This window comes from Lactobacillus sp. 3B(2020) (assembly GCF_013487845.1).
Classification (GTDB): domain Bacteria; phylum Bacillota; class Bacilli; order Lactobacillales; family Lactobacillaceae; genus Limosilactobacillus; species Limosilactobacillus alvi.
Genome location: NZ_CP047410.1, coordinates 18,672 through 45,064 on the forward strand (window position 1 = coordinate 18,672; position 26,393 = coordinate 45,064).

The 26,393-nt window shown below is 42.0% G+C and carries 25 protein-coding genes, 2 tRNA genes and 1 riboswitch; of the genes, 13 read left to right on the forward strand and 14 right to left on the reverse strand.

Going from position 1 to position 26,393, the window contains the following annotated elements:
- The first annotated feature begins 2 nt into the window (after positions 1-2).
- Entirely contained in the window at positions 3-326 is a 324-nt protein-coding gene (locus tag GTO83_RS00080; RefSeq protein ID WP_180871111.1) for a hypothetical protein, read from the forward strand.
- A 222-nt stretch (positions 327-548) separates the two neighbouring features.
- The gene (locus GTO83_RS00085; RefSeq protein ID WP_180871113.1) at positions 549-1,664 is read left to right on the forward strand and encodes an NAD(P)-dependent alcohol dehydrogenase; all 1,116 of its coding nucleotides are present in this window, start codon (positions 549-551) and stop codon (positions 1,662-1,664) included.
- Between the two features lie 183 nt (positions 1,665-1,847).
- Here the strand turns inward: GTO83_RS00085 and GTO83_RS00090 are convergent, their stop codons facing one another.
- From GTO83_RS00090 to GTO83_RS00120, 7 genes are all read right to left on the reverse strand, one after another.
- Positions 1,848-2,570, reverse strand: coding sequence for a fructose permease (locus GTO83_RS00090; protein ID WP_180871115.1), 723 nt, complete (start codon positions 2,568-2,570; stop codon positions 1,848-1,850).
- A complete protein-coding gene (locus GTO83_RS00095; RefSeq protein ID WP_180871117.1) occupies positions 2,570-3,589 on the reverse strand; it encodes a zinc-dependent alcohol dehydrogenase family protein in 1,020 nt (339 codons plus the stop codon). The genes GTO83_RS00090 and GTO83_RS00095 overlap by 1 nt, the downstream gene beginning before the upstream one ends.
- Positions 3,590-3,619: 30 nt before the next feature.
- The gene (locus GTO83_RS00100; RefSeq protein ID WP_180871119.1) at positions 3,620-4,030 is read right to left on the reverse strand and encodes a VOC family protein; all 411 of its coding nucleotides are present in this window, start codon (positions 4,028-4,030) and stop codon (positions 3,620-3,622) included.
- 288 nt (positions 4,031-4,318) lie between these two features.
- Positions 4,319-5,299: a LacI family DNA-binding transcriptional regulator gene (locus GTO83_RS00105; protein ID WP_180871121.1), complete on the reverse strand. Its 981-nt coding sequence runs from the start codon at positions 5,297-5,299 to the stop codon at positions 4,319-4,321.
- 103 nt (positions 5,300-5,402) lie between these two features.
- Positions 5,403-5,475: transfer RNA gene (locus tag GTO83_RS00110), tRNA-Lys, on the reverse strand.
- Between the two features lie 65 nt (positions 5,476-5,540).
- Positions 5,541-6,056, reverse strand: coding sequence for a hypothetical protein (locus GTO83_RS00115; RefSeq protein ID WP_180871123.1), 516 nt, complete (start codon positions 6,054-6,056; stop codon positions 5,541-5,543).
- Positions 6,057-6,204: 148 nt separating this feature from the next.
- Positions 6,205-6,277, reverse strand: a tRNA-Lys gene (locus tag GTO83_RS00120).
- A 276-nt stretch (positions 6,278-6,553) separates the two neighbouring features.
- Between GTO83_RS00120 and yycF the strand changes: the two genes are divergently transcribed.
- The 8 genes from yycF (at position 6,554) to GTO83_RS00160 (ending at position 15,544) form a co-directional block, all read left to right on the forward strand.
- A complete protein-coding gene (gene yycF, locus GTO83_RS00125; RefSeq protein ID WP_180871124.1) occupies positions 6,554-7,258 on the forward strand; it encodes a response regulator YycF in 705 nt (234 codons plus the stop codon).
- A 12-nt stretch (positions 7,259-7,270) separates the two neighbouring features.
- Positions 7,271-9,148 (forward strand): cell wall metabolism sensor histidine kinase WalK, encoded by a 1,878-nt coding sequence (walK, locus tag GTO83_RS00130; protein ID WP_180871126.1) that lies wholly within the window; start codon positions 7,271-7,273, stop codon positions 9,146-9,148.
- A complete protein-coding gene (gene yycH / locus GTO83_RS00135) occupies positions 9,126-10,427 on the forward strand; it encodes a two-component system activity regulator YycH (RefSeq protein ID WP_180871128.1) in 1,302 nt (433 codons plus the stop codon). Before walK ends, yycH begins: the two co-directional genes overlap by 23 nt.
- The gene (locus GTO83_RS00140) at positions 10,424-11,218 is read left to right on the forward strand and encodes a two-component system regulatory protein YycI (RefSeq protein ID WP_180871129.1); all 795 of its coding nucleotides are present in this window, start codon (positions 10,424-10,426) and stop codon (positions 11,216-11,218) included. The genes yycH and GTO83_RS00140 overlap by 4 nt, the downstream gene beginning before the upstream one ends.
- Positions 11,219-11,230: 12 nt before the next feature.
- A complete protein-coding gene (locus tag GTO83_RS00145; protein ID WP_180871131.1) occupies positions 11,231-12,046 on the forward strand; it encodes an MBL fold metallo-hydrolase in 816 nt (271 codons plus the stop codon).
- 44 nt (positions 12,047-12,090) lie between these two features.
- Positions 12,091-13,305: a S1C family serine protease gene (locus GTO83_RS00150; RefSeq protein WP_180871133.1), complete on the forward strand. Its 1,215-nt coding sequence runs from the start codon at positions 12,091-12,093 to the stop codon at positions 13,303-13,305.
- Between the two features lie 398 nt (positions 13,306-13,703).
- The gene (gene rlmH / locus GTO83_RS00155; RefSeq protein WP_180871134.1) at positions 13,704-14,183 is read left to right on the forward strand and encodes a 23S rRNA (pseudouridine(1915)-N(3))-methyltransferase RlmH; all 480 of its coding nucleotides are present in this window, start codon (positions 13,704-13,706) and stop codon (positions 14,181-14,183) included.
- 188 nt (positions 14,184-14,371) lie between these two features.
- Positions 14,372-15,544, forward strand: a complete 1,173-nt coding sequence (locus GTO83_RS00160; RefSeq protein ID WP_180871136.1) for an iron-containing alcohol dehydrogenase — start codon at positions 14,372-14,374, stop codon at positions 15,542-15,544.
- Between the two features lie 126 nt (positions 15,545-15,670).
- Here the strand turns inward: GTO83_RS00160 and GTO83_RS00165 are convergent, their stop codons facing one another.
- Positions 15,671-16,660, reverse strand: a complete 990-nt coding sequence (locus GTO83_RS00165) for a D-2-hydroxyacid dehydrogenase (RefSeq protein ID WP_180871138.1) — start codon at positions 16,658-16,660, stop codon at positions 15,671-15,673.
- 10 nt (positions 16,661-16,670) lie between these two features.
- Positions 16,671-17,852 carry an aminotransferase class I/II-fold pyridoxal phosphate-dependent enzyme gene (locus tag GTO83_RS00170; RefSeq protein WP_180871140.1) on the reverse strand — a complete coding sequence of 394 codons (1,182 nt, stop codon included), beginning with the start codon at positions 17,850-17,852 and terminating at the stop codon, positions 16,671-16,673.
- 494 nt (positions 17,853-18,346) lie between these two features.
- Here GTO83_RS00170 and GTO83_RS00175 point away from each other — a divergent pair, with 494 nt between their 5' ends.
- Positions 18,347-18,580 carry a transcriptional regulator gene (locus GTO83_RS00175; protein WP_180871141.1) on the forward strand — a complete coding sequence of 78 codons (234 nt, stop codon included), beginning with the start codon at positions 18,347-18,349 and terminating at the stop codon, positions 18,578-18,580.
- Positions 18,581-18,708: 128 nt separating this feature from the next.
- Entirely contained in the window at positions 18,709-20,802 is a 2,094-nt protein-coding gene (locus GTO83_RS00180; protein ID WP_180871143.1) for an ATP-dependent Clp protease ATP-binding subunit, read from the forward strand.
- A gap of 227 nt (positions 20,803-21,029) precedes the next feature.
- Here the strand turns inward: GTO83_RS00180 and ribH are convergent, their stop codons facing one another.
- From ribH to GTO83_RS10880, 5 genes are all read right to left on the reverse strand, one after another.
- Entirely contained in the window at positions 21,030-21,494 is a 465-nt protein-coding gene (ribH, locus tag GTO83_RS00185; RefSeq protein ID WP_180871144.1) for a 6,7-dimethyl-8-ribityllumazine synthase, read from the reverse strand.
- A 13-nt stretch (positions 21,495-21,507) separates the two neighbouring features.
- Positions 21,508-22,686 carry a GTP cyclohydrolase II gene (gene ribA / locus GTO83_RS00190; RefSeq protein WP_180871146.1) on the reverse strand — a complete coding sequence of 393 codons (1,179 nt, stop codon included), beginning with the start codon at positions 22,684-22,686 and terminating at the stop codon, positions 21,508-21,510.
- Positions 22,686-23,285 carry a riboflavin synthase gene (locus tag GTO83_RS00195; protein WP_180871148.1) on the reverse strand — a complete coding sequence of 200 codons (600 nt, stop codon included), beginning with the start codon at positions 23,283-23,285 and terminating at the stop codon, positions 22,686-22,688. Before GTO83_RS00195 ends, ribA begins: the two co-directional genes overlap by 1 nt.
- Positions 23,278-24,333, reverse strand: coding sequence for a bifunctional diaminohydroxyphosphoribosylaminopyrimidine deaminase/5-amino-6-(5-phosphoribosylamino)uracil reductase RibD (ribD, locus tag GTO83_RS00200; protein ID WP_180871149.1), 1,056 nt, complete (start codon positions 24,331-24,333; stop codon positions 23,278-23,280). Before ribD ends, GTO83_RS00195 begins: the two co-directional genes overlap by 8 nt.
- Before the next feature lie 104 nt (positions 24,334-24,437).
- Positions 24,438-24,555: riboswitch (FMN riboswitch) on the reverse strand.
- Positions 24,556-24,660: 105 nt separating this feature from the next.
- Positions 24,661-24,792, reverse strand: coding sequence for a hypothetical protein (locus GTO83_RS10880; protein WP_255463129.1), 132 nt, complete (start codon positions 24,790-24,792; stop codon positions 24,661-24,663).
- A 110-nt stretch (positions 24,793-24,902) separates the two neighbouring features.
- On the opposite strand from GTO83_RS10880, the gene cls reads away from it, so the two are divergent.
- Positions 24,903-26,369 (forward strand): cardiolipin synthase, encoded by a 1,467-nt coding sequence (gene cls, locus GTO83_RS00205; RefSeq protein ID WP_180871151.1) that lies wholly within the window; start codon positions 24,903-24,905, stop codon positions 26,367-26,369.
- The last annotated feature ends 24 nt before the right edge of the window (positions 26,370-26,393 follow it).

Genomic DNA, 26,393 nt, shown 5'->3' on the forward strand with positions numbered 1-26,393 from the left:
AAATGTTTTACAACAACTATGATCATGTTCATGGTGAAGATAAATGGGGGTTAGTCGGCCAAGTTGGTGACCCTTTTCGGGAAGATCAAATCTTGGCAATTTCATGCGCTAAGTGTCAGGCAAAGAAATTGATCATTGCCGAACGCAATTGGATGGCGACGAATAATGATCATTCCCAACGTTACCAAATTGTAGTTGCCTGTTTAAATTGTGGGGCGGTTGACGAATTTATTGCTAATGATGGGCGTGAGAATAAGAATAGTAAGCTAAAGTTTGCTAAGGTAATCCCGAAAAAAACAGATTTAGTCCAGACAAAAAAGGGATAATCAACTTTCATCTGAAAGCTGATTATCCCTTTTTAATTCTTAATTAAGAAAATTTGTATTTTTTGAACTAATTTAAAGATATACATTTTAATTATCAACTTAAAAATCTTAGAGGTATGAAAACAACTTAATAACAAAAATTGTGAAATTAAAATTAATTGTGATAAAATATCCTTACAGGCACTATGTAAGCGCTTAAATTATAAAAGGAGCTGAATCACAATGAAGATTAAAGCAGCAGTTGTCGCTGAAAAAGGGGCTAATTTTGAAATCAAAGATGATATTGAATTAGCTGAAATGCAAGCGGACGATATCCAAGTGCATATGGTTGCTTCCGGGATTTGTCACTCAGACGAAGCCCTCCGCAAAGGGGATGCCGTGATTGACTATCCAATTATTTTAGGCCATGAAGGGGCCGGAATTGTTGAGAAAGTTGGTCCAGAAGTTAAGAACTTTAAACCAGGCGACCACGTTGTACTCTCCTTCTATGGTTGTGGGAACTGTATTAACTGTTTAAAGGGTGAACCAACGAAATGCTTGAACTACGCTGCTAATAATCTTTCAGGGGTGCGGCCAGATGGAAGTGCCCACTTTACCGCAAATGGTGAAAAGGTCGCTGATATGTTTGACCAATCTTCCTTTACGACAACCACCGTTGTACGGGAACGGAATGCGGTTAAAGTACCCAAGGATCTTGATTTACGGAAGTTAGGACCACTTGGTTGTGGATACGTCACTGGCTCTGGAACGGTCTTTAATACTTTGAAGCCGGAACCCGGTTCAACGATTGCTGTAACTGGGACTGGGGCCGTTGGGTTAGCTGCCATGATGGCCGGGAAGATTAGCGGATGCTTAAAGGTGATCGCGATTGATCGGGTTCCAGAACGGCTTGCTTTAGCTAAAGAATTAGGCGCAACGGACACAATTAATACCAATGAACAAGACCTGGTCGAAGCCGTCCAAGCCTTAACTGACGGTAAAGGGGCCGATTATATTGTTGATACCACTGGGGTAACCGCCATTGAAGAAGCAGCCATTAAGGCTTTGGCCCAAGGTGGGGTTTTGGCACCGATTGCCGTTACGGCTAATCACATTGACATTAATACTTGGGATGACCTTTGCCCTGCCGATAAGACCATCGTTGGGGTTAATATGGGCGACTCAGTTCCGCAAATTGATATTCCGCGGTTGATTGAATTCTATCGGCAAGGAATGTTTGACTTTGATAAGACGGAAAAGTTCTATCAATTTGACGAAATTAACCAAGCCAATGCCGATTCAGTTTCCGGCAAGACGATTAAGCCAGTGTTAATTATCGACCCAGATTATGAACCATAAAAATCACCCAGAGATAGGACGATGATAAAAACGAAATGCTCGTGAAAGCTGGCTTTAGCTATTTTTCATGGTCATATTCTTATCTAGCGTGTGATTCCATAAATGAGGTTAGCTTAAAAAAGTCCATCGTGATCAAGCAATTTTGATCACGATGGACTTTTTACTTTTGCGAGGTAACTAAAACTAATTTCCCATGTCCAAGGCTTGGTGCTTAAGTTTAGGGAAGACATGCTTGTCAGCCCAACCAGTAAAGGAACCTTGGAAAAGAAAGGCGAAAATCGTCCCAATTCCGATATTATCAATTCGCCCGGTTACTAAAAAGGCAATTAAACCAAAAACTGTTGGCGGGAGATAGGAGAGCCACATCGCAACTGTAGCGTTCCCATGGACGTATTTAAACCGAATAATTTGAAAAAGGTCATCTTGCGAGTGTAGAACTAAATTAACACGTTGGTAGATTGAGATTGCCGTCCCAATCAAGAAGACCCCAAAGAAGTTTAAAAGTACATAGAGAATGTTTCCCACCCAACTAGTTGCTTGGGGAAGGCTTTCAAATAGGTTTGCAAACCACTGGATGAAGAGTAAAAATGGCAACATAAAGGCAATATTCCCACCAATTCGTTTCCAATCTAGTTTTTTTAACAAAAGGGCGTTTAGAAAGGAAATAAAAACGCCTAAACCGAAGAACGCCCAGAATAAAACCCAAGCATTATTGCCAAGAAAGGCATGTCCTAAGTCAGCATCAGCAGCCGTCCAGTAGGCTGAGCCTAAAAAAGAAGGATGGACGTGGTCACTTGAAATTAAAGTTAAGACATTTCCTAGTGAGTTAATAACCAAGGAAATGGTAAAGTAGCCAAGGGATTGAGCTAAGGAAATGGTCCGCTTTGAATTTACCGGCGCCGTCATTAGGCATCTTCTCCAGCAACCTTAACAATTGCCTTTGAAATGTTACCTAACTTTCCAGAGACAAAGTCTTCAACGTGGGCAAAGTCAAGGATATTTGAGATTAATGGGAGGGGATCAACGTCGCCAGATTGAAGAAGGGCAATTGAGTCTTCGAAGGTGTAAGGATTAATGAAGGAACCTTGAATGTGAAGTTGCTTTTGGTAAACCTTGTAGGTGTTAACCTTAAAGGTTGAGTCAGGGTTGCCAACACCAAACATCAAGACTTGGCCACCCCGCCGGGCAGCTTCAACTGCTTGTTCTTGGGTTGCTGGTAAACCAACAGCTTCAACAACAATGTCATAACCATCCTTAGCAATTTCTTCAGGGTGCTTCAAGTTATTAACAACCTTAAAGCCAAAGTGCTTTTGGTTGTTTGCAAGCTTTTCGTCAACCGTCCCAGCAAGGGTAACTTCCCGAACACCCCGGGCCTTTAAGATTTGAGCAATTAATTGACCTTCAAAACCATCACCGATAATTAAGGCATTTTGGTAAGGGTGAGTTTCAAGGAGGTCAACCCCGTGCATTGCACAAGAAATTGGTTCAATTACGGCAGCGGCTTCCAAGGAAACGTTGTCTGGAACGTGGTAAACGACTTCGGCTGGGGCTGTGAAGAATTCAGCGAACCCTCCGTCCCGCGTTACCCCAACGGCATCGAGATGTTCACAAAGTTCTGGCCGCGAAGTCCGGCAGTAGTAGCACTTGTGGCAGTAGATGTTCGGGTCAACCGAAACTCGATCCCCAACTTTAAAGCCTTCAACGTCCTCACCAACTGCAGCAACGACCCCTGAATTTTCGTGACCCAAAACAATTGGAGGAACAGCGTCAGCGGAACCGGGAAGCCCATTATAAAGGGCCTTGTCAGTCCCACAAATTCCGGCCCAAGCCGTGTGAATTAAAAGTTCATTTGGCTTTGGGGTTGGCTTTTTGTAATCATTTTGAACTTCAAGATGCTTAACAGCAGTCATAACTAATGCTTTCATGATTTGTTTCTCCTTTTAATCGTTTCGTTTTTAAGCTTTTACAATTTCACAAAATTCAATTGTTTCATCGTTTGGTCCAACGATGTTAAAGTACTTAATCCCGTGTTGCCAATAATCAAGGTGTTGGACTTCATCTTCCTTTAATTGGTAACCAGCCTTTTTAGCAGCTTGATAAGCTCCATCGGCATCGGTTACGTTTAAAGAGATGTGATTAATGGCCCCAGTTTTGTGAACAGCACCATCACTGTTCCAAATTTCAAGGGTTAAATGACCAGCTTGCATGAAAATAACTTCGTGTCCTTGGTCATCGGTATCGAAACGGCCGATTTCTTTAAAACCAAGCCCGGCCCAAAACTTTTCAGTTTTAGGAAGATCGTCGGTTGGAATACCAACATGGGCAAGATCGTCATAATAACCAGCTAGACTCTTATTAAATGCCATAAAAATCGCCTCAGATAGTTAAGAATTCCGTTTTAAAATTTGATCGATCAAGAAACAAAACTAGGTAAAGTTTGGTAGCTTTTGTAACCGCTTACTAAACTTTACGGCTTTATCATAGTGCGGTTAATTTGATATTTCAACCGGTTGAAATAAAAATTCACTTTTGTCATTCGATTAGCAAAAAATAAGTAATATGATCATGACGATGATAAAAGTAAAAAAGAGCAAATAAAAAAAGTTAACAGAAATTACGATTTTCTGTTAACTTTGATCTCAAATGAAATTATTTTAAGCCGTAGTTCCAGAAATTAATTTAACTGGAAGGGTTGCCGAAGAAACGGAATGACCGTTGAGTCTTTGAATAAGTAAATTGACTGCGGTAGTGGCCATTTCCGAAATTGGTTGCTGAATAGTTGTTAATTCAGGAAAGAGCAGGCGGGTAATGGTAGCCCCATCATAGCCGATCACTTTCAAATCTGCCGGACAATGTTTACCAAAGGTTGCTGCTGCAGTAATGGTAAGTCGGGCATTTGTATCGTTATCCGCAAAGAGACCATCAATTTCAGGATGATCAATAAAAATTTGGCGAATTTTTTGTAATTTTGTAGATTCCGGTTCATCAAAGGGGATTGAGTAAGTGATGGGGGTAAGGCCATGTTTGCGCATTTGGTCTTCATAAGCGGCTTGTCGATCGTAATTTGGCGAAGTGAAAGTTTGGGGATAGTTAGTATGGATGATATGCTGACATCCGGCATCTAAGAGACGCTGAGTTGCGAGGAGGCCCCCTTGATAATTATCTGAAGCCACGACGGGAATTTGATTACTAACAATCCGTTCGATGGAAATAATAGGCAAATTCGTCGAATGGTAACCCTGAATATTGGTATTGTGGGAACCAACAATTAATCCATCAATTTGATGATCAAGTAACAGTTGCAGATACTGTTCCTCTTTTTTGGCATTATTTTCACTATTGCCCATTACGGCGCGGAAACCGTGATTATAGAGCGCCTTTTCTAACGCTGCTTCGAGTTCCGCAAAAAAAGGATTATTGACAGTTGGGAAAACGAGCCCAACCAGGCCGGTTTGTTGTCGATAAAGTTGGCGGGCAATGACGTTTGGTCGATAATTGAGTTCGGCCATGGCGGCGTGGACCTTATCAATGGTTTTTTGGCTTAGGTATCCCCGATGGTTGAGCACCCGGGAAGCCGTATTTTTTGAAACTCCGGCTAGTTTAGCAACATCATCAAGTTTGGCTGGTTTAACCATTTTGCACCCTACTTTCATCATCAGATCACTATCTTAATGGTACTACATTTAAGCGCTTTCATCGATAGTAATAAAAAAACCACCGCCATAGCGATGGTTAGTATGGGCAGTCAGGGGATCGAACCCTGGACCCACGGATTAAGAGTCCGTTGCTCTGCCAGCTGAGCTAACTGCCCATGTCTTAACAACGACTATTATAATAACAAGTCTAAACGATAAATGCAAGCCTTTTTTGAAAAAATCAAATTTCTTCAGAAGTAAATTTGAAAAAAATAACACCGATCCAAGAGGCAATAAAGGATGAAAGGACAGCGATTAAGATTAAATTGGAGGAAATAGTGGTAAAACTGGATACGTCACGGATAATTTTGAGGGTTTTAAGGAGATTATCAAAGAGAATTTGATAAATGGTGACATAGATTAATGACCACTGAATATAGTATTCGATCAAGGTGAGGGTTGTCCCCGAGATCCGATGGAAATGATTGAGAATTTGCAAATTAAAGAAAAGCAAAATTCCGGCAATCACAATAATTAAGCCATACAGGAAGAAAATTGAACCAATTGCTAAATGGGGGATCGAATTACTGAAGAAGTAGGCAATGGCTACAATTATAATGAAAAAGAGGGTGCTAACAATTACTAACAAGAAGAGTAAGAGTAAGGCATTGAGAAAAGCAAATCGCTCATGTTTTCGTTTACTAGTAATGATGCTAATCACGACGATAGTCAAAAGTAAGATCCAGGTAATTTTCATTTTAAATCCTCCAAAAAACAAAAAAGATAGGGAGAAAACCTTATCCTGGTAATGGATGGAGAGCACCAGCAAGAAGCAACTGCCATTCGGAGATAAAAGAAAGGCTGGGAAGAAACTCGCGTTTCTTCCCAGCCTCGTAAACCTCTGATGGGCAGTCAGGGGATCGAACCCTGGACCCACGGATTAAGAGTCCGTTGCTCTGCCAGCTGAGCTAACTGCCCATGTCTTAACGACGTTTATTATGTTATCAAAACAATTTACTAAAAGCAAGGTTTTTTTGGAAAAATTCAAGAAAAAGAGTTAGCAAAAATGATAAGCCCTTTCGATCTAGTAAGGATTAGTTCCCTAATTTTCAGTTTTTGGAATGTGGTATAATTGACGGCAGATAAATTTGCAAAGTACCAAAAGCAAAATCGTTAATTGGTAGTCCCAATAGAAATTGTTGCTGCAAACTAACTATTAAGAATAACAGTTTTAAAATATGAAGGTGAACTTAGATGGCAAAAAAAGTCTTAGTGGTCGACGATGAAAAGCCGATCTCTGATATCATTAAATTCAACCTTGAAAAAGAAGGATATGAAGTAGTTGTCGCCTATGACGGCGAAGAAGCACTTGAAAAAGTTGAAGATGACTCACCAGACTTGATTATTTTGGACTTGATGTTACCAAAGATTGATGGTCTAGAAGTTGCCAAGCGAGTTCGGGCAAAGCATAGTACCCCAATTATCATGGTTACAGCAAAAGATTCAGAATTGGATAAGGTCTTAGGGCTTGAATTAGGAGCCGATGACTATGTAACTAAACCGTTTTCAAATCGAGAATTGGTGGCGCGGGTAAAGGCTAACTTACGGCGTCAAGAAGCAGTTACGACCGCAACGGATAACCGGACCGCTGATATTAAAGTTGGTGATTTAATTATCCATCCAGATGCTTACACAGTTACCAAGCGAGGAGAAAATATTAATTTAACCCGTCGGGAATTCGAATTATTACATTATCTTGCTCGTCATCTTGGTCAAGTAATCAACCGGGAACATTTGCTCCAAACTGTTTGGGGATATGATTATTTTGGTGATGTGCGGACGGTTGATGTTACCGTTCGCCGTCTTCGGGAAAAAATTGAAGATAACCCTAGTCACCCTGAATGGTTAGTAACCCGGCGGGGTGTTGGTTACTACTTGGCCAACCCTAACCAAGAATAGAGGCCCCCATTTGTGAATTCCAAGATTAAGTTTTATCAATCAATTCAATTTAAAATCGCCCTAGTATTTGCGCTGATGTTAATGTTAACGCTTGAAGTTGTTGGGGCGGTTTTTGTGCGTCAGTTAGAGCGCCAAAATATGACGACCTTTAAGCAGCAGGTAGTTTTACCGACTTATGTCAATAATTCCTTAGCTAATCAACTAACAAAGTCAAACACTAAGCAAGCTAACAAACAAATTAAGTCGATTTTAGGCTCAATCAATAACAGTACAATTACTGAAATTCGAGTGATTGACAGTAAAGGAGTCGTTCGGGGAACAAGTCTAGCAAATACCCAAGGCGATGTTGGTCAACGGATGACCGATAAGATCGTAAAGAATACTTTAGTATCTAATCGATCACATACTGAAAATATCTATGATAGTGACAATCATAACCGTTATTTTATTAACGTAGTGCCGTTAGTTAGCGCAAATAATAGCAATGAAGTAATCGGGGTAGTTTACTTACGGGCTAACCTAGAAGGGGTTTACTCAAGTATTAATAATATCTCGCTAATTTACTTTGCTTCGGCGTTATTGACGATTATTTTTGGATTAGGCTTAGCAATTTTGATTTCCCGGGAAATTACGCGACCAATTGAAGAAATGCGGAAAAAAACCTTACAAATTGCTCGGGGAGATTATTCCGGCCGCTTAAAAGTGGTTGGCAATGATGAACTAGGTCAATTAGCTGGCGCGGTTAATAATTTATCCGTTCGAATTGAAGAGAGCCAGGAGTCTTCGGAAGCTGAACGACGGCGATTAAATAGTGTTCTATCCCATATGTCAGATGGAGTTTTAGCAACGGATCGTCGTGGAAATTTAGTAACTGTAAATAACACGGCGCTTCAACTACTCGGGATTGAGAAGGAAGAAGATATCTTAAATGCTTCAATTCTTGATGTACTAGGACTACGTCGGGAATATACCGTCCGTCAATTGGTTGATAGTGAACTCGACCATTTGATTTTGGATAATCAAGATGACCAGAATGCACCAATTTTGAGTGTTTACTTTTCACCAATTCAGCGTGAATCAGGCTTTGTTTCCGGGCTAGTTTGTGTCTTGCATGATGTTACTAGCCAGCAAAAAGAAGAGCGGGAACAAAAAGAATTCGTTTCAAACGTTTCCCATGAACTCCGGACACCATTGACAAGTGTCAAATCATATGTCGAAGCTTTAGCTGACGGGGCATGGAAAGACGAAAAGGTTGCTCCTGAATTTTTAAAAGTAGTTGAAGATGAAACCGAGCGGATGATTCGAATGATTAATGATTTGCTTAGTTTGTCACGAATGGATTCGGGAACGGTTAAGCTTAATCTCGAATACGTGAATATTAACGAGCTCTTTAATTACTTGCTCGATCGGTTTGACATGATCATTAAAAAAGAAGCCAATGATCCAACCAAGAAAAAATATACGATTGAGCGGCACTTTACCAAGCGAGATTTATGGGTTGAAATTGATACGGATAAATTTACGCAAGTGATCGATAATATTGTAAATAATGCAATCAAGTACTCTCCGGATGGTGGGGTAATTACCGCCCGATTACTTGAAACCCATAATCATGTGATTTTAAGCATTTCTGACCAAGGTTTGGGAATTCCTCGCAAAGATCTTAGTCATATCTTTGATCGCTTTTTCCGGGTTGATAAAGCCCGTTCTAGAAAGCAAGGTGGGACGGGCCTCGGATTGGCAATTTCAAAGGAAGTCATTAACCTATTAGGGGGACAGATTTGGGTCGATAGTATTGAAGGCCGCGGTTCAACTTTCTATATCTCATTACCATACGTACCTTACGATGAGGGAGATGACTGGAGCGATGATCAAACTGCTACGGACTAGGTGGCGGATCTTAACTCTAACGATCCTAATTATCATTAGTATTGGATTATCGGGATTAGTTTGGGTAATGCCCTTTCGCGATGATCGAATCAATGAAATTTACTTAACGCATAGTACCCCAACTGCAAATCAACAAGCGATGGTATACGTTCCAACAACGGTCATTAAGACTGGTAACAATCGTGAACAGCAGTTATTATTTGGTCAACCACAAAACGTGGTGTTAACTGCGCAAGAGAGTCTGCAAAAATGGGAATTAAGTCAAGCTCATCAGGTTGCTAAGGGAAAAATTGATGTTTATCGTGATTACCTTCGGCAAAGTAATTCGCTTTTACTTTCGTACCCAAGTGCAGTAAGTCTAAAGGCTTTTAACACTACGTTTAATCAAAAATTACCAACAGCCGGTCTAAAATCGGTCAATCACATTCTAATTCCGCTAAATGCGACGGGAAAACTTTATTTAATGAGTGATCAAAATTGGACGGTTTACCGTTATAATGTTAAGGCTGAAAAATTGAGTAAATTACGAGCAGCCTTAACTGGTGGGGAGCAACGTCCGGTCGAATATCGAAAAATTAATAATCGAATGATAATTACCTATCCGCACGCAATTTCTTTGCCAATCTATGCGGCAAAGGTTAATTATCAAAACGTTGAAACCTTTACTCAGGCCTTATTAAATAATAGTCGGAGTGGTAATTTAGCGAGCCGTAAAGATGGTCAACAGGTGATTTATCACAATGGAACTAATAAACGCCTTGTTTATAATCGGGCAAATGGAGAAGTAAAATTTGAAAACTATTTGGACAAACCCAAACAGTTTACTTACCAAGAAGCTGATGGCCACTTCTATCGCCGTCTCCAGCGAACAGGATTGGTTTTAGAAGGACTACGCTTTGACAGCTATCGGTTGAATCAAAAGCAAATAACTTACCGGACCTATGTTGAAGGCTTCCCAGTTTATAATGAGCATAATTACGGGGTAATTGAGATGCAACAAAGTCAACAAGGTCTTGAAGAAATGGTGTTTTCAGATGCTAGTTTAGGGACACCATTGCCTAGAACCACTGGGGATGTTACTTTACCGGCAACGGCCGTCGTTTTCAATGCTTTACGGGCAAATGGAGAGCTAAAGGATGTTCAGAATATCCGGATCGGTTACCAATGGAAAACAAATCGGCGCGCCAATTCAGTCATCTTGGTTCCAACTTACTATGTTAAGATTGGTAACCAGTGGGAAAATTACCAAGCGTTTGTTCATGAAGGAGGAAAACAATGAATTTTAAACGAATTCAGTTAATTTTCATTGTAGCCTTCTTTATCTTGGATTTGTTGTTATTGGTTTCCTATTTATGGGGAACGCAATTTATTGCAACTGGGAGTAATCAAGATAATCAAGCAGCAGTTATTAAGGAGATGCATGGTAATCAAATTAGTTTGCCACCCCTTAGTGATCAACAACAAAGTGGTTATTATATGCAGGTAAAAGTTGACCAAAATTTACTAACCGCCAGTCAGAATCTTAAGGGAGGGACGGTCCGAGATACTAATGATTTAGTAACAATGACTTACGATCAACCCGTTAAAACGACTGGTCACCATGCCTTGAAGCCGTCCCAGATTGCACCATATTTGACCCGAAACAAGCTCCTTTTATATGGCAACCAATATTTATACCAACCGGAATTGTCGACAAAGCGGACGATTGTCTACACCCAAACAATTCAGGGACGCCCGGTTTTAAATGGAGCTGGTGAGTTACGGATCCGTTTAAATCATTCGGGTAAGGTTACTGGATATACCCAAGGACATTTGGTAAGGGCAAAGGTCTTACGGTCCCGACAACCAACATTTAGCCAGGAAGCTACGATAATCTGGCTCTATAAAAATAATCTAATTCCGGATAATACCAGGGTTAAATGGGTAAAGCTTGGTTATACCCGTTTTGCTAGTCAGGGGGAGCAAGATGTATATGTTCCAGCTTGGGTGGCTGAACTGAAAAATGAAAATACTGGAACGAAGCACTTAGTAAAAGTAAACGCTTTTCGGCAAGCAGTAATCAAGGAATAGAAAGGAAGCACAATGGTGACAGCACAAAGCGATCGATTGCGGTACAGTATTTTGGCAAGCGGTAGTCGGGGAAATTCAACATACATTGAGACACCTGCTCACCGGATTTTAATTGATGCCGGATTAAGTGGTAAACAACTTGAACTACGGATGGCCAAAATTAATCGAAGTCTTAAAGATGTTGAGGCAATTTTTGTAACTCATGAACATAGTGATCATATAAGCGGCGTTGGGGTATTAGCACGGCGTTACGGGATGGCAGTTTATGCCAATCAAGGGACTTGGGCAGCAATGCAAAATAAGATTGGTAAAATTGACCCAGCCCAAAAGCATTTGTTGGAACCGGGAAAAGTAAAGGATTTTGGTGACTTGCAAGTTGAAAGTTTTGCTGTTTCGCATGATGCGGCCGAACCCCAATTTTATCAACTGCACCATGATAATCAGGCTTTTTGCATTTTGACTGATACTGGTTATGTCTCTGATCGAATTGCTGGCGTAATTAAAAATGCGGATGGCTATGTAATGGAGTGTAACCACGATCCTGAAATGCTGCTTGCTGGACAACGTTACTCTTGGCCACTCAAACAACGGATTTTAGGGACGGAAGGACACCTTTCCAACGAAGATGGCGCCAATGCTTTAATGAGTGTGATTGGAAACCGGACAAAGACGGTTTATCTTGGTCATCGTAGTCATGAAAATAATACCAAGTCATTAGCTCATTTGACGGTAGCATCAATCTTGACTGCTCAAGATTTTGGAGTGGATCATGATTTTGCCCTTAAAGATACTGAACAAGATGAAGCCACCGCTCTTTTAAGCCTTTAATAAGATTTTTTCATCGTAATCACTAGCTTAATAAAGTTGGTAAAATGGAGAAAAACGAGGAGGATTCGGATTTGAAATTTGATAAATTTTGGCTAAGGGTTGCCGGAGTCGGTTTGGTAGCCGGTTTAATCGGGGGTGGTGTCTCCCTTGGAGTTGCCCATACTTGGGAAAATTGGCAAACAAGTATGAGTACCAAAGTTCCAAGTGGTTCCAACAAGAGTGGTGGTGCCACGGTAAAGAAGAATGCAGCGACAGCAAGTACGCAAGCTACTGAAGCGTATGCCAAAGTTCAAAACGCGGTTGTTTCCATCATTACTTATGAATCAACGGATAATAGTAATTCTTTTGACCTTTTTAATCAAGGTAGTCAGTCAACCACTACCAACAGTCTCACTAAGGCAAGTGAAGGCTCTGGGGTAATTTACAAAAAGAGCGGGAATGTTGCCTACGTTGTAACGAACAATCACGTTGTTTCTGGTGCTAAGAAGATTAAGGTGCTATTAAGTAATGGTAAGTCAGTTGGTGCTAACTTAGTTGGTAAAGACGCGACGACGGATTTGGCCGTCTTGAAGATCAATGCGGCCAATGTTTCAACAGTGGCTAGCTTTGGGGATTCAAGTCAAGTTAAGGCCGGGCAAGATGTCTTAGCAGTTGGTTCACCAATGGGGACAAAGTACGCTAATTCGGTTACTAAAGGGATTATTTCAGCTCCTAAACGGACCGTTAAGGCCTCTAGTGATGCGGTAGCAACCACCGTTATTCAAACTGATGCCGCTATTAATTCAGGGAACTCTGGTGGTCCATTAGTTAATATGGCTGGGCAAGTAATTGGGATCAATTCAATGAAACTTTCGTCAGATGGTTCCGGAACGAGTGTTGAAGGGATCGGTTTCTCAATTCCAAGCAATGAAGTCGTAAATGTGATTAATCAACTGGTTAAAAATGGCAAAATCTCGCGACCATCGTTAGGGATTAGTGCCGTTAGTTTAAGTCGGGTTGAACCAAGCCAATTACAATCGGTTTTAAAGTTACCAACTAACGTTACAAAAGGAGTTGTGGTAATGGAAACGGAGAGCGGTGGCATAGCTGCTAAAGTTGGCTTAAAACAATATGATGTTATTACGGCGATTAACGACCAAAAAGTGAATAACATTGGTGAATTAAAAACCCAGCTATATAAGTTAAAGAGTGGTGACACCATCAAGATTGCCTATTATCGAAATGGGCAGCTAAAAACAGTAACAACAAAAGTTGAATAAGGTGAACATATTACGCATGGAAGCGAATTGAGGCGATCTTCCATGCGTTTTTTGATTTTGGAGGGTAAAAATGGTATTTTTGTGAATGTGGAAAAATTATCCCCAGACTTATCCACAGGCTAAAAAAAGCTGTAAATTCAAGAATTTACTTGTGTACAAAGTTTTCCACAAGACTGTGGAGAAACTGTTGAAAAGTGGAAATAAAATTATTGAATCATTCAAAAACGTTGATGTAAAGTGTTTTACAATTCGAACGAGCGAACAATTGTTGGTGTGGATAACTATAAATAAATCGGAAGCGGATTCACGAATTTAAAGGAGAAAAGCAGGGTGAAAAAGTAAGTTTTCCACTAAAGCTGTGGAAAACTTGTGGATAACCTGTTGAAAAGGAGAAAGTTATGAACATTAAGATTATTGGCGTGGGAAAAATTAAGGAGAAGTTCTACCGGGCAGCAATTGCAGAATATGGGAAACGCCTTTCACGTTACTGCAAGTTTGAAGTTGTTGAAGTGCCAGATGAAAAAGCTCCTGAAAACTTAAGTGAAGCCCAAATGGCAGAAGTGATGGCAAAAGAAGGGGAACGGATCCTCGCTAAGATTAAGGATCGCGAATATGTTTATGCTTTAGCGATTAAGGGTAAGGAGCGTACTTCCGAAGATTTTGCGGCTGAAATTGATAAGCTGGCAACTTACGGCAAAAGTGACATTACCTTTGTAATCGGAGGTTCACTCGGTTTAACGCCAGCCGTGCTAAAGCGGGCAGACCAACAAATCTCTTTTGGCCGGTTTACTTTACCCCACCAATTAATGCGCGTGGTCTTAAGTGAGCAAATTTATCGGGCTTTTACGATTATTAATGGCCTGCCATATCACAAATAAGCCAAGCAACAGGAGGATAGGAAAAGCGCCTCGTTCAACAATTAGGCTAAAATAGTTTAAGATGACAGAATATTAACTAATTGATGATCTGGTAGGGTAAAATTAATAAAAGTCTCTTGAATTTTAGTGAACAATGTCACAAAATAGATGTGTAAGCGTTTGCGATTAAAAGTTTGGAGGATTAAAAAATGGATCGTCAATTTGATTTCTTAATGCCAAGTGTTAACTTCTTTGGTCCTGGGGTCATTGCTAAAATTGGTGACCGGGCAAAGATGCTCAACATGAAAAAGGTTTTAGTGGTAACTGAAAAGGGTCTACGGAAAATTCCAAATGGTCCTGTTGAACAAACATTAACTTCTTTGGAAAAGGCAGGCGTTGGTTACACGATTTTTGATGGGGTAGAACCTAATCCCAAGATTCGTAATATCAAGGCTGGGAAGAAGCAATATTTAGATGAAAATTGTGACTCCATTATTACGGTTGGTGGGGGTTCCTCACATGACTGTGGGAAGGGAATTGGAATTATCCTAACTAACGGTGATGACATTACGAAGTTAGCTGGGATTGAAACCCTTGATAAGCCATTACCACCTTTGATGGCCGTTAATACGACGGCTGGGACGGGTTCTGAATTAACTCGGCATGCCGTAATTAGTAATGAAGAAACTCATTTGAAGTTTGTGGTGGTTTCTTGGCGGAACATTCCGTTGGTATCCTTTAATGATCCAATGCTGATGTTAGGAATTCCACAATCCATCACGGCTGCAACGGGGATGGATGCCTTTGTTCAAGCGATTGAACCATACGTTTCTGTTGACCACAACCCAATTACGGATAGTCAATGTAAGGAAGCCATCCAATTAATCCAAGATGCTTTACCAAAGGTGGTTGCTAATGGTCAAAACGTTGAAGCTCGGACCAAGATGGTTGAAGCTGAAATGCTTGCTGGAATGGCCTTTAACAATGCTAACTTGGGTTACGTTCACGCCATGGCACACCAATTGGGTGGTCAATACGACGCTCCTCACGGGGTTTGCTGTGCTTTATTGTTGACAACGGTCGAAGAATACAACTTAATTGCTTGTCCCGATCGGTTTGCTGAATTAGCTGAAGTCATGGGTTATGACACGACTGGCATGACAACCTTCGAAGCAGCTCACAAGGCAATCGAAGGGATGCGGGAAATGTGCAAGGCTGTTGGAATTCCAGCTTCTATTAAGGAAATTGGTGCAAAGCCAGAAGACTTTGCATTGATGGCTGAAAATGCCTTGAAGGACGGAAATGCTTTCTCTAACCCACGGAAGGGAACGAAAGAAGAAGTGATCGCTCTTTACCAAAAGGCATATGATGGTATCTACTAAAAGTTAAATTATCCACAACAAAAAACAGGCCAAGTTAACCAAGAGCGGTTAGCGCGGTCTGTTTTTTTTGCTCTTCGTCAATCATGACCTAAGCAGAATTTTTCTACTTGGGTCATCTTGAGATGGTTACTTAATTTCATGCTTTGCGGGTTGACCGTTTAAGATGGCCATTACGTCATCTAAGGCAATGTCGACCATATTTTGGACAGCGATGTTGGTAAAGAAGGCAATGTGAGGGGTTAAAATTACATTTGGTAAATCAACCAGTTCTTTGATTTGGGGAGCATCTTTAAGCTGGTCGGCTTGATGGTCTTGGGCAAAAACGGTAGCTTCCCCTTCAACGGTATCCAGTGCGGCTGCGGCAATTTCGCCATTCTTCAAGGCCGCAATTAAATCGGCCGTGTTAACAACGGGCCCCCGGCTAGCGTTTACCAAACCAGCCGTCGGTTGCATTAAAGCAAAGTCTTTTTTGGTCAATAAACCTTCGGAAGTTGGGTTCAAATCAACATGAAGGGAAACAACATCGGCCCGTTGTAGAAGGTCTTCTTTGGTGGTGTATTCAACGATGTCTTTCAAATCTTCCCGGGGCTTCACATCGTAACCTAGCACCGTGGCGTTCAAGGCGTGAAGGAGCTTGGCTAAGGTGCCCCCAATTCGCCCCACTCCAATAATGCCGATGGTGGCAGAATGGATTTCCTTTGCTTGCAAACCGCTCCAGCGGAAATCAGCGTTGGCCACCCGGTGGTCAACGACAGGCGTGTGGCGGAGTAAACGGAAGATTTGCATTAAGGCAAATTCAGCCACGCTCCGTGGGGAGTAAGCTGGGACGTTAGTAACTACAAGACCGTTTTGATGGGCTAATTCAAGGTTAATGGTATCGTAGCCTGCTGTTCGGGTAGTGAGTTGTTTAATCCCGTGTTCCTTTAAGGTAGGGTAAACATTATCAGTAACCTTTCCTCGTTGTTGGATCACGACGCCATCAACGCCATCAAGTTGATCGAGAGCATCTTGAATTAACTTTGGTGAGGTTACGATTTCAATTTGGTGTTCTCTGGCGTAAGCCTTAATTGCTGGTTTTTCGTCGTCTCGAACACTGGTCATTAAAATTTTCGTCATCATTGACCTCCTAGTGATTTAAGAAGTTTGTAATCCGTTGAATTGCTAATTGTAAGTTTTCCATACTCGTTGCGTAAGAGAGCCGTAGGTAGCCTTCACCACCAGCTCCGAAGAAGCTCCCCGGGATCGTGGCAACTTGGCCTTCCTTAGCCAAACGGGTTGCAAAAGCAACGTCGTCGGTGCCTTGATCAGCTGGAAGTTTAACAAAGAGGTAGAAGGCACCAGTTGGGGTGGCAACCGAGAAGCCTAACTTTGTTAATTTACTAGTTAAGTAGTCGCGCCGTTCTTGGTAAGCGGCCTTCATTTCAAGAGTTGCTTGCCGACCAGCTTCACTACCAAAGATTGGCACAGCAGCGGCCATTGCGGGGTCAGATGGGGAGGTAATCATGATTGAGTGAGCAACGCCAATCCGTTGCATTAGGCCGGCTGGTCCAGCAATGAAGCCAATCCGGTAGCCAGTCATTGCGCCAGCCTTAGAAGCCCCGTTTAAGATGATAGTTTGGCCAGGTAAGAACTTAGCAATTGAAACATGGCGCCCGGTATAGACTAATTCGGAGTAAATTTCATCTGAAATTACAACTAAGTTGGTTTGGGCTAAGATGTCTGCCAGATCCGCTAATTCATCACTTGAGTAGGTAACCCCGGTTGGGTTTGATGGATAATTTAAGACAATTGCCTTCGCTGCTGGGTGGGCATTAATAGCAGCCTTTAATTGGGCTGGGGAAAGGGCAAAGTTAGGGGCAGCTGTTGGGACCGTAATTGCCTTGCCACCAAGCATTTCAACCATCGTGGCGTAAAGCGGGAAGGTTGGTGTTGGGATTAAAACTTCATCACCGGGATTAAGTAGGGTGAACAAGGAAGCAAAGATGGCTTCGGTGGCCCCAATCGTAACGGCGATTTCGGTTTCAGGGTCGTAAGTTAAGTCGTAACGGTCCTGCATGAAGTGACTAATGGCTTGCCGCAAAGCAACCGAACCGGCACCGGGAGCATAGTGGGAGTCGTTGTTGTTAATGGCATTAATCGCTGCTTGTTTGGCAACATCAGGAACGTTAAAGTCAGGTTCCCCGACTGTTAACTTGACGATATCAGGAACCGAGCTAATTTCTTTATCAAAAACCAAGATATTAGCCGGTTTGACCTTGGCAAGGTTAGTGTTCATATTAGCGGTTAAATTTGGTTTCATTTCTGGCATAGTAATTTCCTCCTCAAATTTGAAAGCGGTCTCGCCTAAGATCATTATTTAGCAATTAACTGAGAAATAAAAGTAATAACCCATTTAGTAAAGAAAAAATCCCGGTTTACTTTTTTGTAAAACCGGGATTTTTTCTTAGGTTGAAATTAGCCATCTTGGTAAGGCTTCCCGGAAAAGTTTGTTATATCCTAGAAGCCATTGCAAAAGTACCACTGGTTTCTAGGCCTTAATAAAGCTAAACCAGTAGGCATAAAAAGCGCGATTAACTTTTAAAGAACATTGAGAAATCATTTTGCACACCTCATGCTAATTAATTGCTAATAATTCTAATCTTATTTTAAGAAAAGTCAAGAAAGAATCGTAAAACATAATTGATAATCCCGGTTAAATCGTTGATTTGTCAGCTTGGTCAAAAAAAGTCAAAAAATATATAGTTCACACTTGTCTTATGTCACAAAAGTGGTATACTAAGAATTGTAAAGGAAGTGAGCGAGATGCGGATCGACATCAAAGCTTACTTGGACGCCAATCATTTGACGATTTACCAAGTAGCAAAACGTTCCGGCTACGGCTACACCACTTTACACAAGTCGTTCAATAAGCAGCAGAGTATGGCTACCTCGCTAAACTTACGTGACTTGGATGCTTTGTCGCAAGCCAAGCATGAAGCGATGTGGGAAGTCTTACGGGAGCTGGAGGAAAATTATTTAAGGGACGATGATGAGTAGAATCCGTGTAGTTGTTGAGGTCAAAAGGACGTTGTCTATAGGCCTCTTCTTCGTCTAACGGAAAACTTTAGTGGGTGGAGTACGCCCAAAATTAATTATGAAGGTAAATAATGAAAGGGGTTTTGACGATGGCACAAATTCCAGTAGATCCATTTAACAGCATGGATGATCTTTTTAACCAATTAATGGGAAACATGAACGGCCTAAGCGCCGAAAATCGCCGCTACTTAATCAATGGCCGGGAAGTAACCCCTGAAGAATACGCTCAATACCGGCAAACAGGACATTTACCAGAAGTTAATGATGAACTTAAAAACCGGCAACCAAATGGTAAGCAACCGCAAGGCATGTTAGCTAAGTTAGGCCGGAACCTAACCGCGGAAGCCAAGGCTGGCAAGCTTGATCCGGTAATTGGGCGGAATAAAGAAATTCAAGAAACTGCTGAAATTTTAAGTCGGCGGACTAAGAATAACCCAGTCCTGGTTGGTGATGCTGGGGTTGGGAAGACGGCGGTTGTGGAAGGTCTAGCCCAAGCAATTGTGCATGGTAACGTTCCAAATGCAATTAAGAACAAGCAAATTATCTCCATTGATATTTCTAGCCTTGAAGCCGGTACCCAATACCGGGGGAGTTTTGAAGAGAATATTCAAAAACTAGTTGATGAAGTAAAAAAGGCTGGAAACGTGGTTCTCTTCTTTGATGAAATCCACCAAATCATTGGAGCTGGGAACGCTGGCGATGCTTCTGGTTCTAAGGGCATGGCTGATATTTTAAAGCCAGCCCTTTCGCGGGGTGAAATTACGGTAATTGGGGCAACGACCCAAGATGAATTCCGGAACACCATTATGAAGGACGCCGCACTTTCTCGGCGGTTTAATGAAGTGGTGGTTAACGCTCCAAGCAAGGATGATACTTTTAAGATCTTACAAGGTCTGCGGAATTTATACGAAAAGCATCACAATGTCGTCTTACCAGATGACGTTTTGAAAGCTGCGGTTGATTACTCCGTTCAATACATTCCGCAACGGTCTTTGCCGGACAAGGCGATTGACCTAATCGATGTAACGGCCGCGCACTTAGCTGCCCAACATCCAGCAACTGATGCTAAGTCAATTGAAGCCGAAATTAAGGCTACCGAGGCTGACCAAGCTGAAGCCGTTAAGAAGGAAGACTTCAAGACGGCTCAAGCAGATAAGGAAAAGGTTGCTAAATTGAAGCAACAATTAGCCGACCATTCTTCAGCGGATCAAGTAACAGCAACGCCAAATGATGTTGCTCAAGCTGTAGAACGGCTAACCGGGATTCCAGTTGCTAAGATGGGCGCCTCCGATATTGAACGCTTGAAGGGCTTAAGTAAGCGTCTCGAAGGAAAGGTAATTGGCCAAGACCAAGCCGTTGAAGCCGTGGCTCGGGCTATCCGGCGGAATCGGGCTGGCTTTGACGAAGGTAACCGGCCAATTGGAAGTTTCCTCTTCGTTGGGCCAACTGGGGTTGGTAAGACAGAATTAGCTAAGCAACTAGCCTTGGATATGTTTGGCTCCAAGGAGGATATTATCCGGCTTGATATGTCTGAATACTCTGATCGGACGGCCGTTTCGAAGTTGATTGGTACCACTGCCGGTTACGTTGGCTATGATGACAACGGTAATACTTTGACGGAAAAGGTGCGGCGGAATCCATACTCCATTATTTTGCTTGATGAAATTGAAAAGGCTGATCCACAAGTAATTACCTTGTTACTTCAAGTCCTTGATGATGGTCGCCTAACAGATGGTCAGGGAAATGTGGTTAACTTTAAGAATACTATTATCATCGCTACTTCAAACGCTGGTTATTCTAACGATGCCATTAAGAGTGATAAGAATGAAACGCTTGTTAAGAAGTTAACCCCATACTTCCGGCCAGAATTCTTAAACCGGTTCAACGCAATTGTTGAATTTAAGGCCTTAACGAAGGATGATTTGAAGCAAATTGTTGACCTAATGATTGCTGGGGTTAACGAAACCTTGGCTAAGAAGCAAATGGACGTCACGGTTAGTGATGAAGCTAAGGATTACTTGATTGACCAAGGTTATGACAAGGCAATGGGTGCGCGGCCACTTCGGCGGGTCGTTGAACAACAAATTCGGGATAAGGTTACCGACTTCTACCTTGACCACCTCGATGTTAAGCATTTGAAAGCGGAAATGAAAGATGGTGAATTGGTAATTCTTCCAGCTTAATCTATCAGGGTAGTTAAGTAAAAAAGTTGGGAGCGAACTGGCCAACTGGTTTGGCGTCGTCCGTGAACCCCCGCAAGACCAAATAGAATCGGGCCGCTTGAAAGAAAATGTTCGCTTGGTTACTGCTCGACCGTAGTTACTGAGTAACATTCGAAGATAAAAGATCGGGTGGGAAGAAACTTGAACTTCTTCCCACCCGATCTTTTTTCGTTTCATGTGAAACAACTTTAAATATGGCTATTTAAGTTAATCATTTCCAATAGGCTTTGCGCGGTCATGGAACCTTCATTACCGGCTTTGAGTCCAGCCCGCTGTAAGGCTTGTTCAATATTATCTGTCGTCAAGATGCCAAAGGTAACTGGGATCTTGGCAGCTAAATTAAGTTGCATTACCGCACTTGTTACTTGGTTAATGATCATAGCATAGTGATCAGTTTCGCCTTTAATTACTGCTCCAAGGGTCATAATGCCATCGTAGCGATCGCTATTAAGTAGGCGTTGACCAGTAAACCCAATTTCAAAGGCGCCTGGCACCCAGAAAACATCAATATTATCTTTCCTTAGTCCAAATTGTTGTAGGGTGTTAAGGGCCCCGTCAACAAGGTGTTGGGTAACGATCTCGTTGAATTTACCAACAACGATAGCAATCTTTTTGTCAGTAAGGTGTTCAAATTTTCCTTGGTAAGTAGACATTGTAATCGCTCCTTTAAGCATTTTTAAGTAAGTGATGGAATTTTTCTCGCTTGGTGTGTAGGTACTTTTGATTATACTTAGTGGCAGGAATTTCTAATGGAACCCGATCGGTAATCTCAATCCCGGCTTCGGTCAGTTGCTCTAATTTGTCTGGATTATTGGTTAACAGTTTAACCTTATGAATTCCGAGACTCTTTAGCATTTCAGCCGCAACGTCGTAATGGCGCTCGTCCGGTTCGAAACCTAGGAGTGTGTTTGCTTCATAAGTGTCATGGCCTTGATCCTGAAGAGCGTAGGCTTTAATTTTATTAGTTAAACCAATGCCGCGGCCTTCTTGATTAAGATAGAGGATAACCCCGCGTCCGGCGGCATCAATTTTTTGCATTGCGGTGTGTAATTGTGGCCCACAGTCACAACGAAGGGAGCCAAGTGCATCACCAGTTTGACACTTTGAGTGTAAACGGAGAAGAACTGGTTCATCACCACTAAGATCACCCTTTTTGATAATTAAATTTCCATCACCAAAGTCGCAAAGCTGGAAGTGACCATATTCGGTTGGGAAATTTACAAATTGACTTGGCTGGCTAACCGGATTTTGCACGTATTCTTGAATTTCTTTAATCGTTAAGAAAGGAAGATGGTATTCAGCGGCAATGGACTTGAGTTCTGGTCGCCGGGCCATATGACCGTCTTGCTGGAGAATTTCACAAATATATGCGACTGGTTCTACACCGGCTAGCTTAGCTAAGGTAACTGCGGCTTCGGTGTGACCGTTGCGTTCTAAAACCCCGCCATCCTTAGCAACCAATGGAAAACAGTGACCGGGTTTGTAGAAATCATCTGGTTGGCTGGTTGGATTGGCTAAGGCTTTGATTGTCCGGCAACGATCATAAGCGGAAATTCCGGTTGTTGTACTTTTATGGTCAACGCTAAGGGCAAAGGCAGTCCCAAAGGGATCGGTATTATCAGCTGTCATTTGAGGAAGGGCTAAACGCTTGGCGATAGTGGGAGTAATACAAGTGCAAAGCAGTCCCCGTGCATGCTTTGTCATAAAATTAATCGCTCCTGGGGTAACACTAGCTCCAAAACCGACCAGGTCACCTTCGGCTTCCCGATCTTCATTGTCGGCAATGATCGCAAGACCACCTTGTTTTAGCCAAGCTAAAGTAGCTTGAATTTTTTTAACATCCATTATTTTGGCCCTCCCTTTAAATTTGAGGCAACATATTTAGCGAGAATATCGGTCTCAAGGTTAACTTCATCACCAACTTGAAGACCAGCTAAGTTAGTTTCAGCTTGCGTATGCGGAATTAAACCAACGGCAAATTGGTTATCCTTAGCCCACATTACGGTTAAACTAACCCCGTTTAAAGCAACACTTCCTTGACTCACAATTTGATTAATTAAGTGTTTAGGAATCGCAAAGATGAGTTCTAAGGCATTTTCGTTTGCTTGGCGGCTAACTAAAGAAATGGTGTCATCAATATGCCCAGTTACGATATGTCCTTCAAAGCGACCGCTTGCTAGCATTGCCCGTTCAACGTTGACGGCATCACCAACTTGGGCATTTTTAAAATTCGTTTTCTTGAAGGTTTGTGGCATCATGGTGACCGTAAAAGTAGTTGGGGTAAAAGCTTCAACCGTTAAACAACAACCATTAATGGCAATCGAGTCCCCAGTTTGAACGTCTTTTAAGAAGCTAGCTGAGGTGGTAACTGTCATTTTAATGGTGTGTTGGTTGATTTTAAGCTCGCTAATATGAGCACCACCAGAAACAAGTCCGCTAAACATTTTGAATTCCTCCTTGAATACGAATGGTATTGCCAAAGAATTGATAACTAGGCTTTATTAGTTGGCCGGCCTTCGGTTGGTAAGCAGGGACCCCATTTTTACCGAGGGTGACGGGCGCTAAATAAGTGATTAGCTCATTTCCTAATCCGGCGTCGCAAAAAGCTTGGTGAAGTCGGCGCCCCCCTTCAACGTACAGGGATTGAATGCCCTGGTCAGTTAAGTAATCAATTACACTACTTAATTGGCCGTCAGCTAAGGAAATTACTTTAACATGCGCTGGCCATTGATGGTTGCCGAGCTGATTATTCTGAGTAAAAATCCAAGTGGGAGCAGCCCCATCGGTAAGCAACTTTAAGTTTGGATGGTTGAGCAGTCGTCCCCGCCGATCAATTATCATGCGGATTGGGGGGAATGGACTTTTAACGGTAGTTAGTAACGATGGATCGTCAATAATTGCCGTTTCTGAACCGATCAAAATGCCTTGGTAATTAGCTCTTTCAAAGTGGACCTGCTTTAAGGCCGCTGATGAACTTAAGGTAATCCGCTGACCGGGTAAGCTCAACTTATGATCAAGACTAATTGCTTGTTTTAAGGTAATCCAAGGCTGGTGATGCTGGAAAAAGTAGGTATAAAAGGGGTTTAAAGCGGTTGCTTGATCCGCTAAAACGCCTGTAATAACCTCAATCCCAGCCGTTTTTAGCCTGGCAATTCCTTTGCCAGTAACCAAGGCGTGAGGATCAGTTTGACCAATTACTACCCGTTTAATCTTGCTATGGATGATTAATTCGGAGCAAGGGGGCTGTTTTCCTTGGTGGTTACATGGTTCGAGGGTGACGTAAAGGGTAGCATTGAATAATTGTTCTGGGGTGAGTTTTTCGATCGCATTTCGTTCAGCATGGACGGCGCCGTACTTAACATGGTGGCCTAGTGCTAAAACGTGGCCGTCCTTAACAACAGCGGCCCCAACCATCGGGTTTTGCCAAGTTAAAAAGCGGCCTTCTTTGGCAGCATTAATTGCTAGTTGCATCATTGCTTGATCGTGGTTCATTTTTTCACCTCCAGAAAATAAAAAACCGTCCTTTTCGGGACGGTTGTAGAATTTGAGTTAATTTGGTAGCCAAAAAATCCGCAAGGAAAATCTTAGCTAACCTCGTGTTTCTTCTTCCATCTAGACTATCACTATCGGTACCCCAAAGGGATTCAACCGCATTATTGCGGGTCGCGGACTGAAACCGCCGGTCGGGAATTTCACCCTGCCCCGAAGAACTAATTATTCAACTAACTAAAGATTAGTTGTTTTTGAAAACGTTGTCAATGAGTTGGGGGTAATTAATATCAATAAATATTATTCAGGATCGTTTGTTTCACATGAAACCTAACGATGAGAATTAAAGTGCCAAGCCAGGGCAACAATTAATCCTAAAATACAAACTGCGAGTAAGGGATTAGCGTTAAAAAGGCGATGAAGAAGCCAAATTTGGCCAACTCCGGAAAATGATGCAAACATTCAATGGATACCTTCTTCCTCTTGTTTTGTTAATAATTATACTGAATTTAGTTGGTTAAGCGAGTAATTTGGATTACACTAAGAATAGTTTTGATGTTGAGGGGGATACCATGCTAATTACGTGGCATATTGTGAAATTAATTTTATGGCTAATTGTATTTTTCAACGCGATTGCCGCCCTAATTACGGTTTTTCGAGAAAGACGGGATATTGCGGCAACATGGGCGTGGCTGCTTGTATTAACCTTATTGCCGGTGATTGGCTTTATTATTTACTCGTTTCTGGGACGGAAACTACCTCAACGGCGTTTAGAGCGAATTCAAACGGAAACTCAATTAGAACTTTCGGAAGCCTTTAACCGTCAACGCGAGCAATTTTTGCTAACCCCGCAACCGGAAGAACCAACCTTACGAACTTATTTACGGACAATTATGCTTTTCCAAAGCATTGATAATGCCTTTTTGAGTCAGCATAATATGGTTGAATTGTTTAACAATGGAGATCAACTTTTTGAAAAACTACTCGCTGATATTGAAGCGGCCAAAAAGAGTATCCATATTGAGTTCTATACTATTTACAACGATCAAATTGGAAATCAATTACGGACGATCCTTGAACAAAAGGCAGCCGTAGGCGTTGAAGTTCGAGTTCTGTATGATTCCTGGGGTTCAATGGGAGTTAAGCCAAGTTTTTATGATGGTCTTCGGAAAAATGGTGGCTATGCAGGTCCGTTCTTGTTAACCCGGAGTAACCTCTTTGATTTCCGACTTAACTACCGGGATCACCGAAAAATTGTCGTGATTGATGGTGAAATTGGTTACGTAGGGGGCTTTAACGTTGGTGACCAATATCTTGGGCGTTCACCAAAATTTGGACCGTGGCGCGATACTCACCTTCGAATCCAAGGTGGGGGTGTATATAGCCTTCAACAACGTTTTATTCGGGACTGGAACGCTTCAACTAAAGAGCGAGCCCACCGGATTGATCACTACCGGTCATATTTTCCCAAGATTAAGAATACTTTTGGCTCAACCGCCCTCCAAATTGTTTCCAGTGGTCCAGATTCACCTTTGGAAGAAATTAAACTTGGCTACTTACGCTTAATTAATGCGGCGCAAGATCATATTTGGATTCAAACTCCTTACCTAATTCCTGATGATAGTGTACTTGATGCTTTGAAGGTGGCAGCCCATTCTGGAGTTGACGTCCGGATTATGGTGCCATCGATGCCCGACCACGCCTTTGTTTACCGAGCAACTCAATATTATGCGCGAAATTTAGCTGAAGATGGCGTAACGATTTACTTCTATCAAAAAGGTTTTTTACACGCTAAGACAATGGTGGTTGATGGAGAAATGGCTTCGGTTGGTTCTGCCAATATGGATTTTCGGAGTTTTAAATTAAACTTTGAAATTAACTGTTTTATGTATGATGCCGATATTGCTCAACGGTTAGAGCGCTTGTTTGTTGAAGACATTCGTAATAGTCGAGTAATGACGCCAGAACGGTTTGCGGCCCAACCGCCATGGATACGTTTTAAGCAAACTTTCTCGAGATTGTTGTCGCCAATCTTGTAGCTTCTAAAAAAAGAGGTTGGGAAA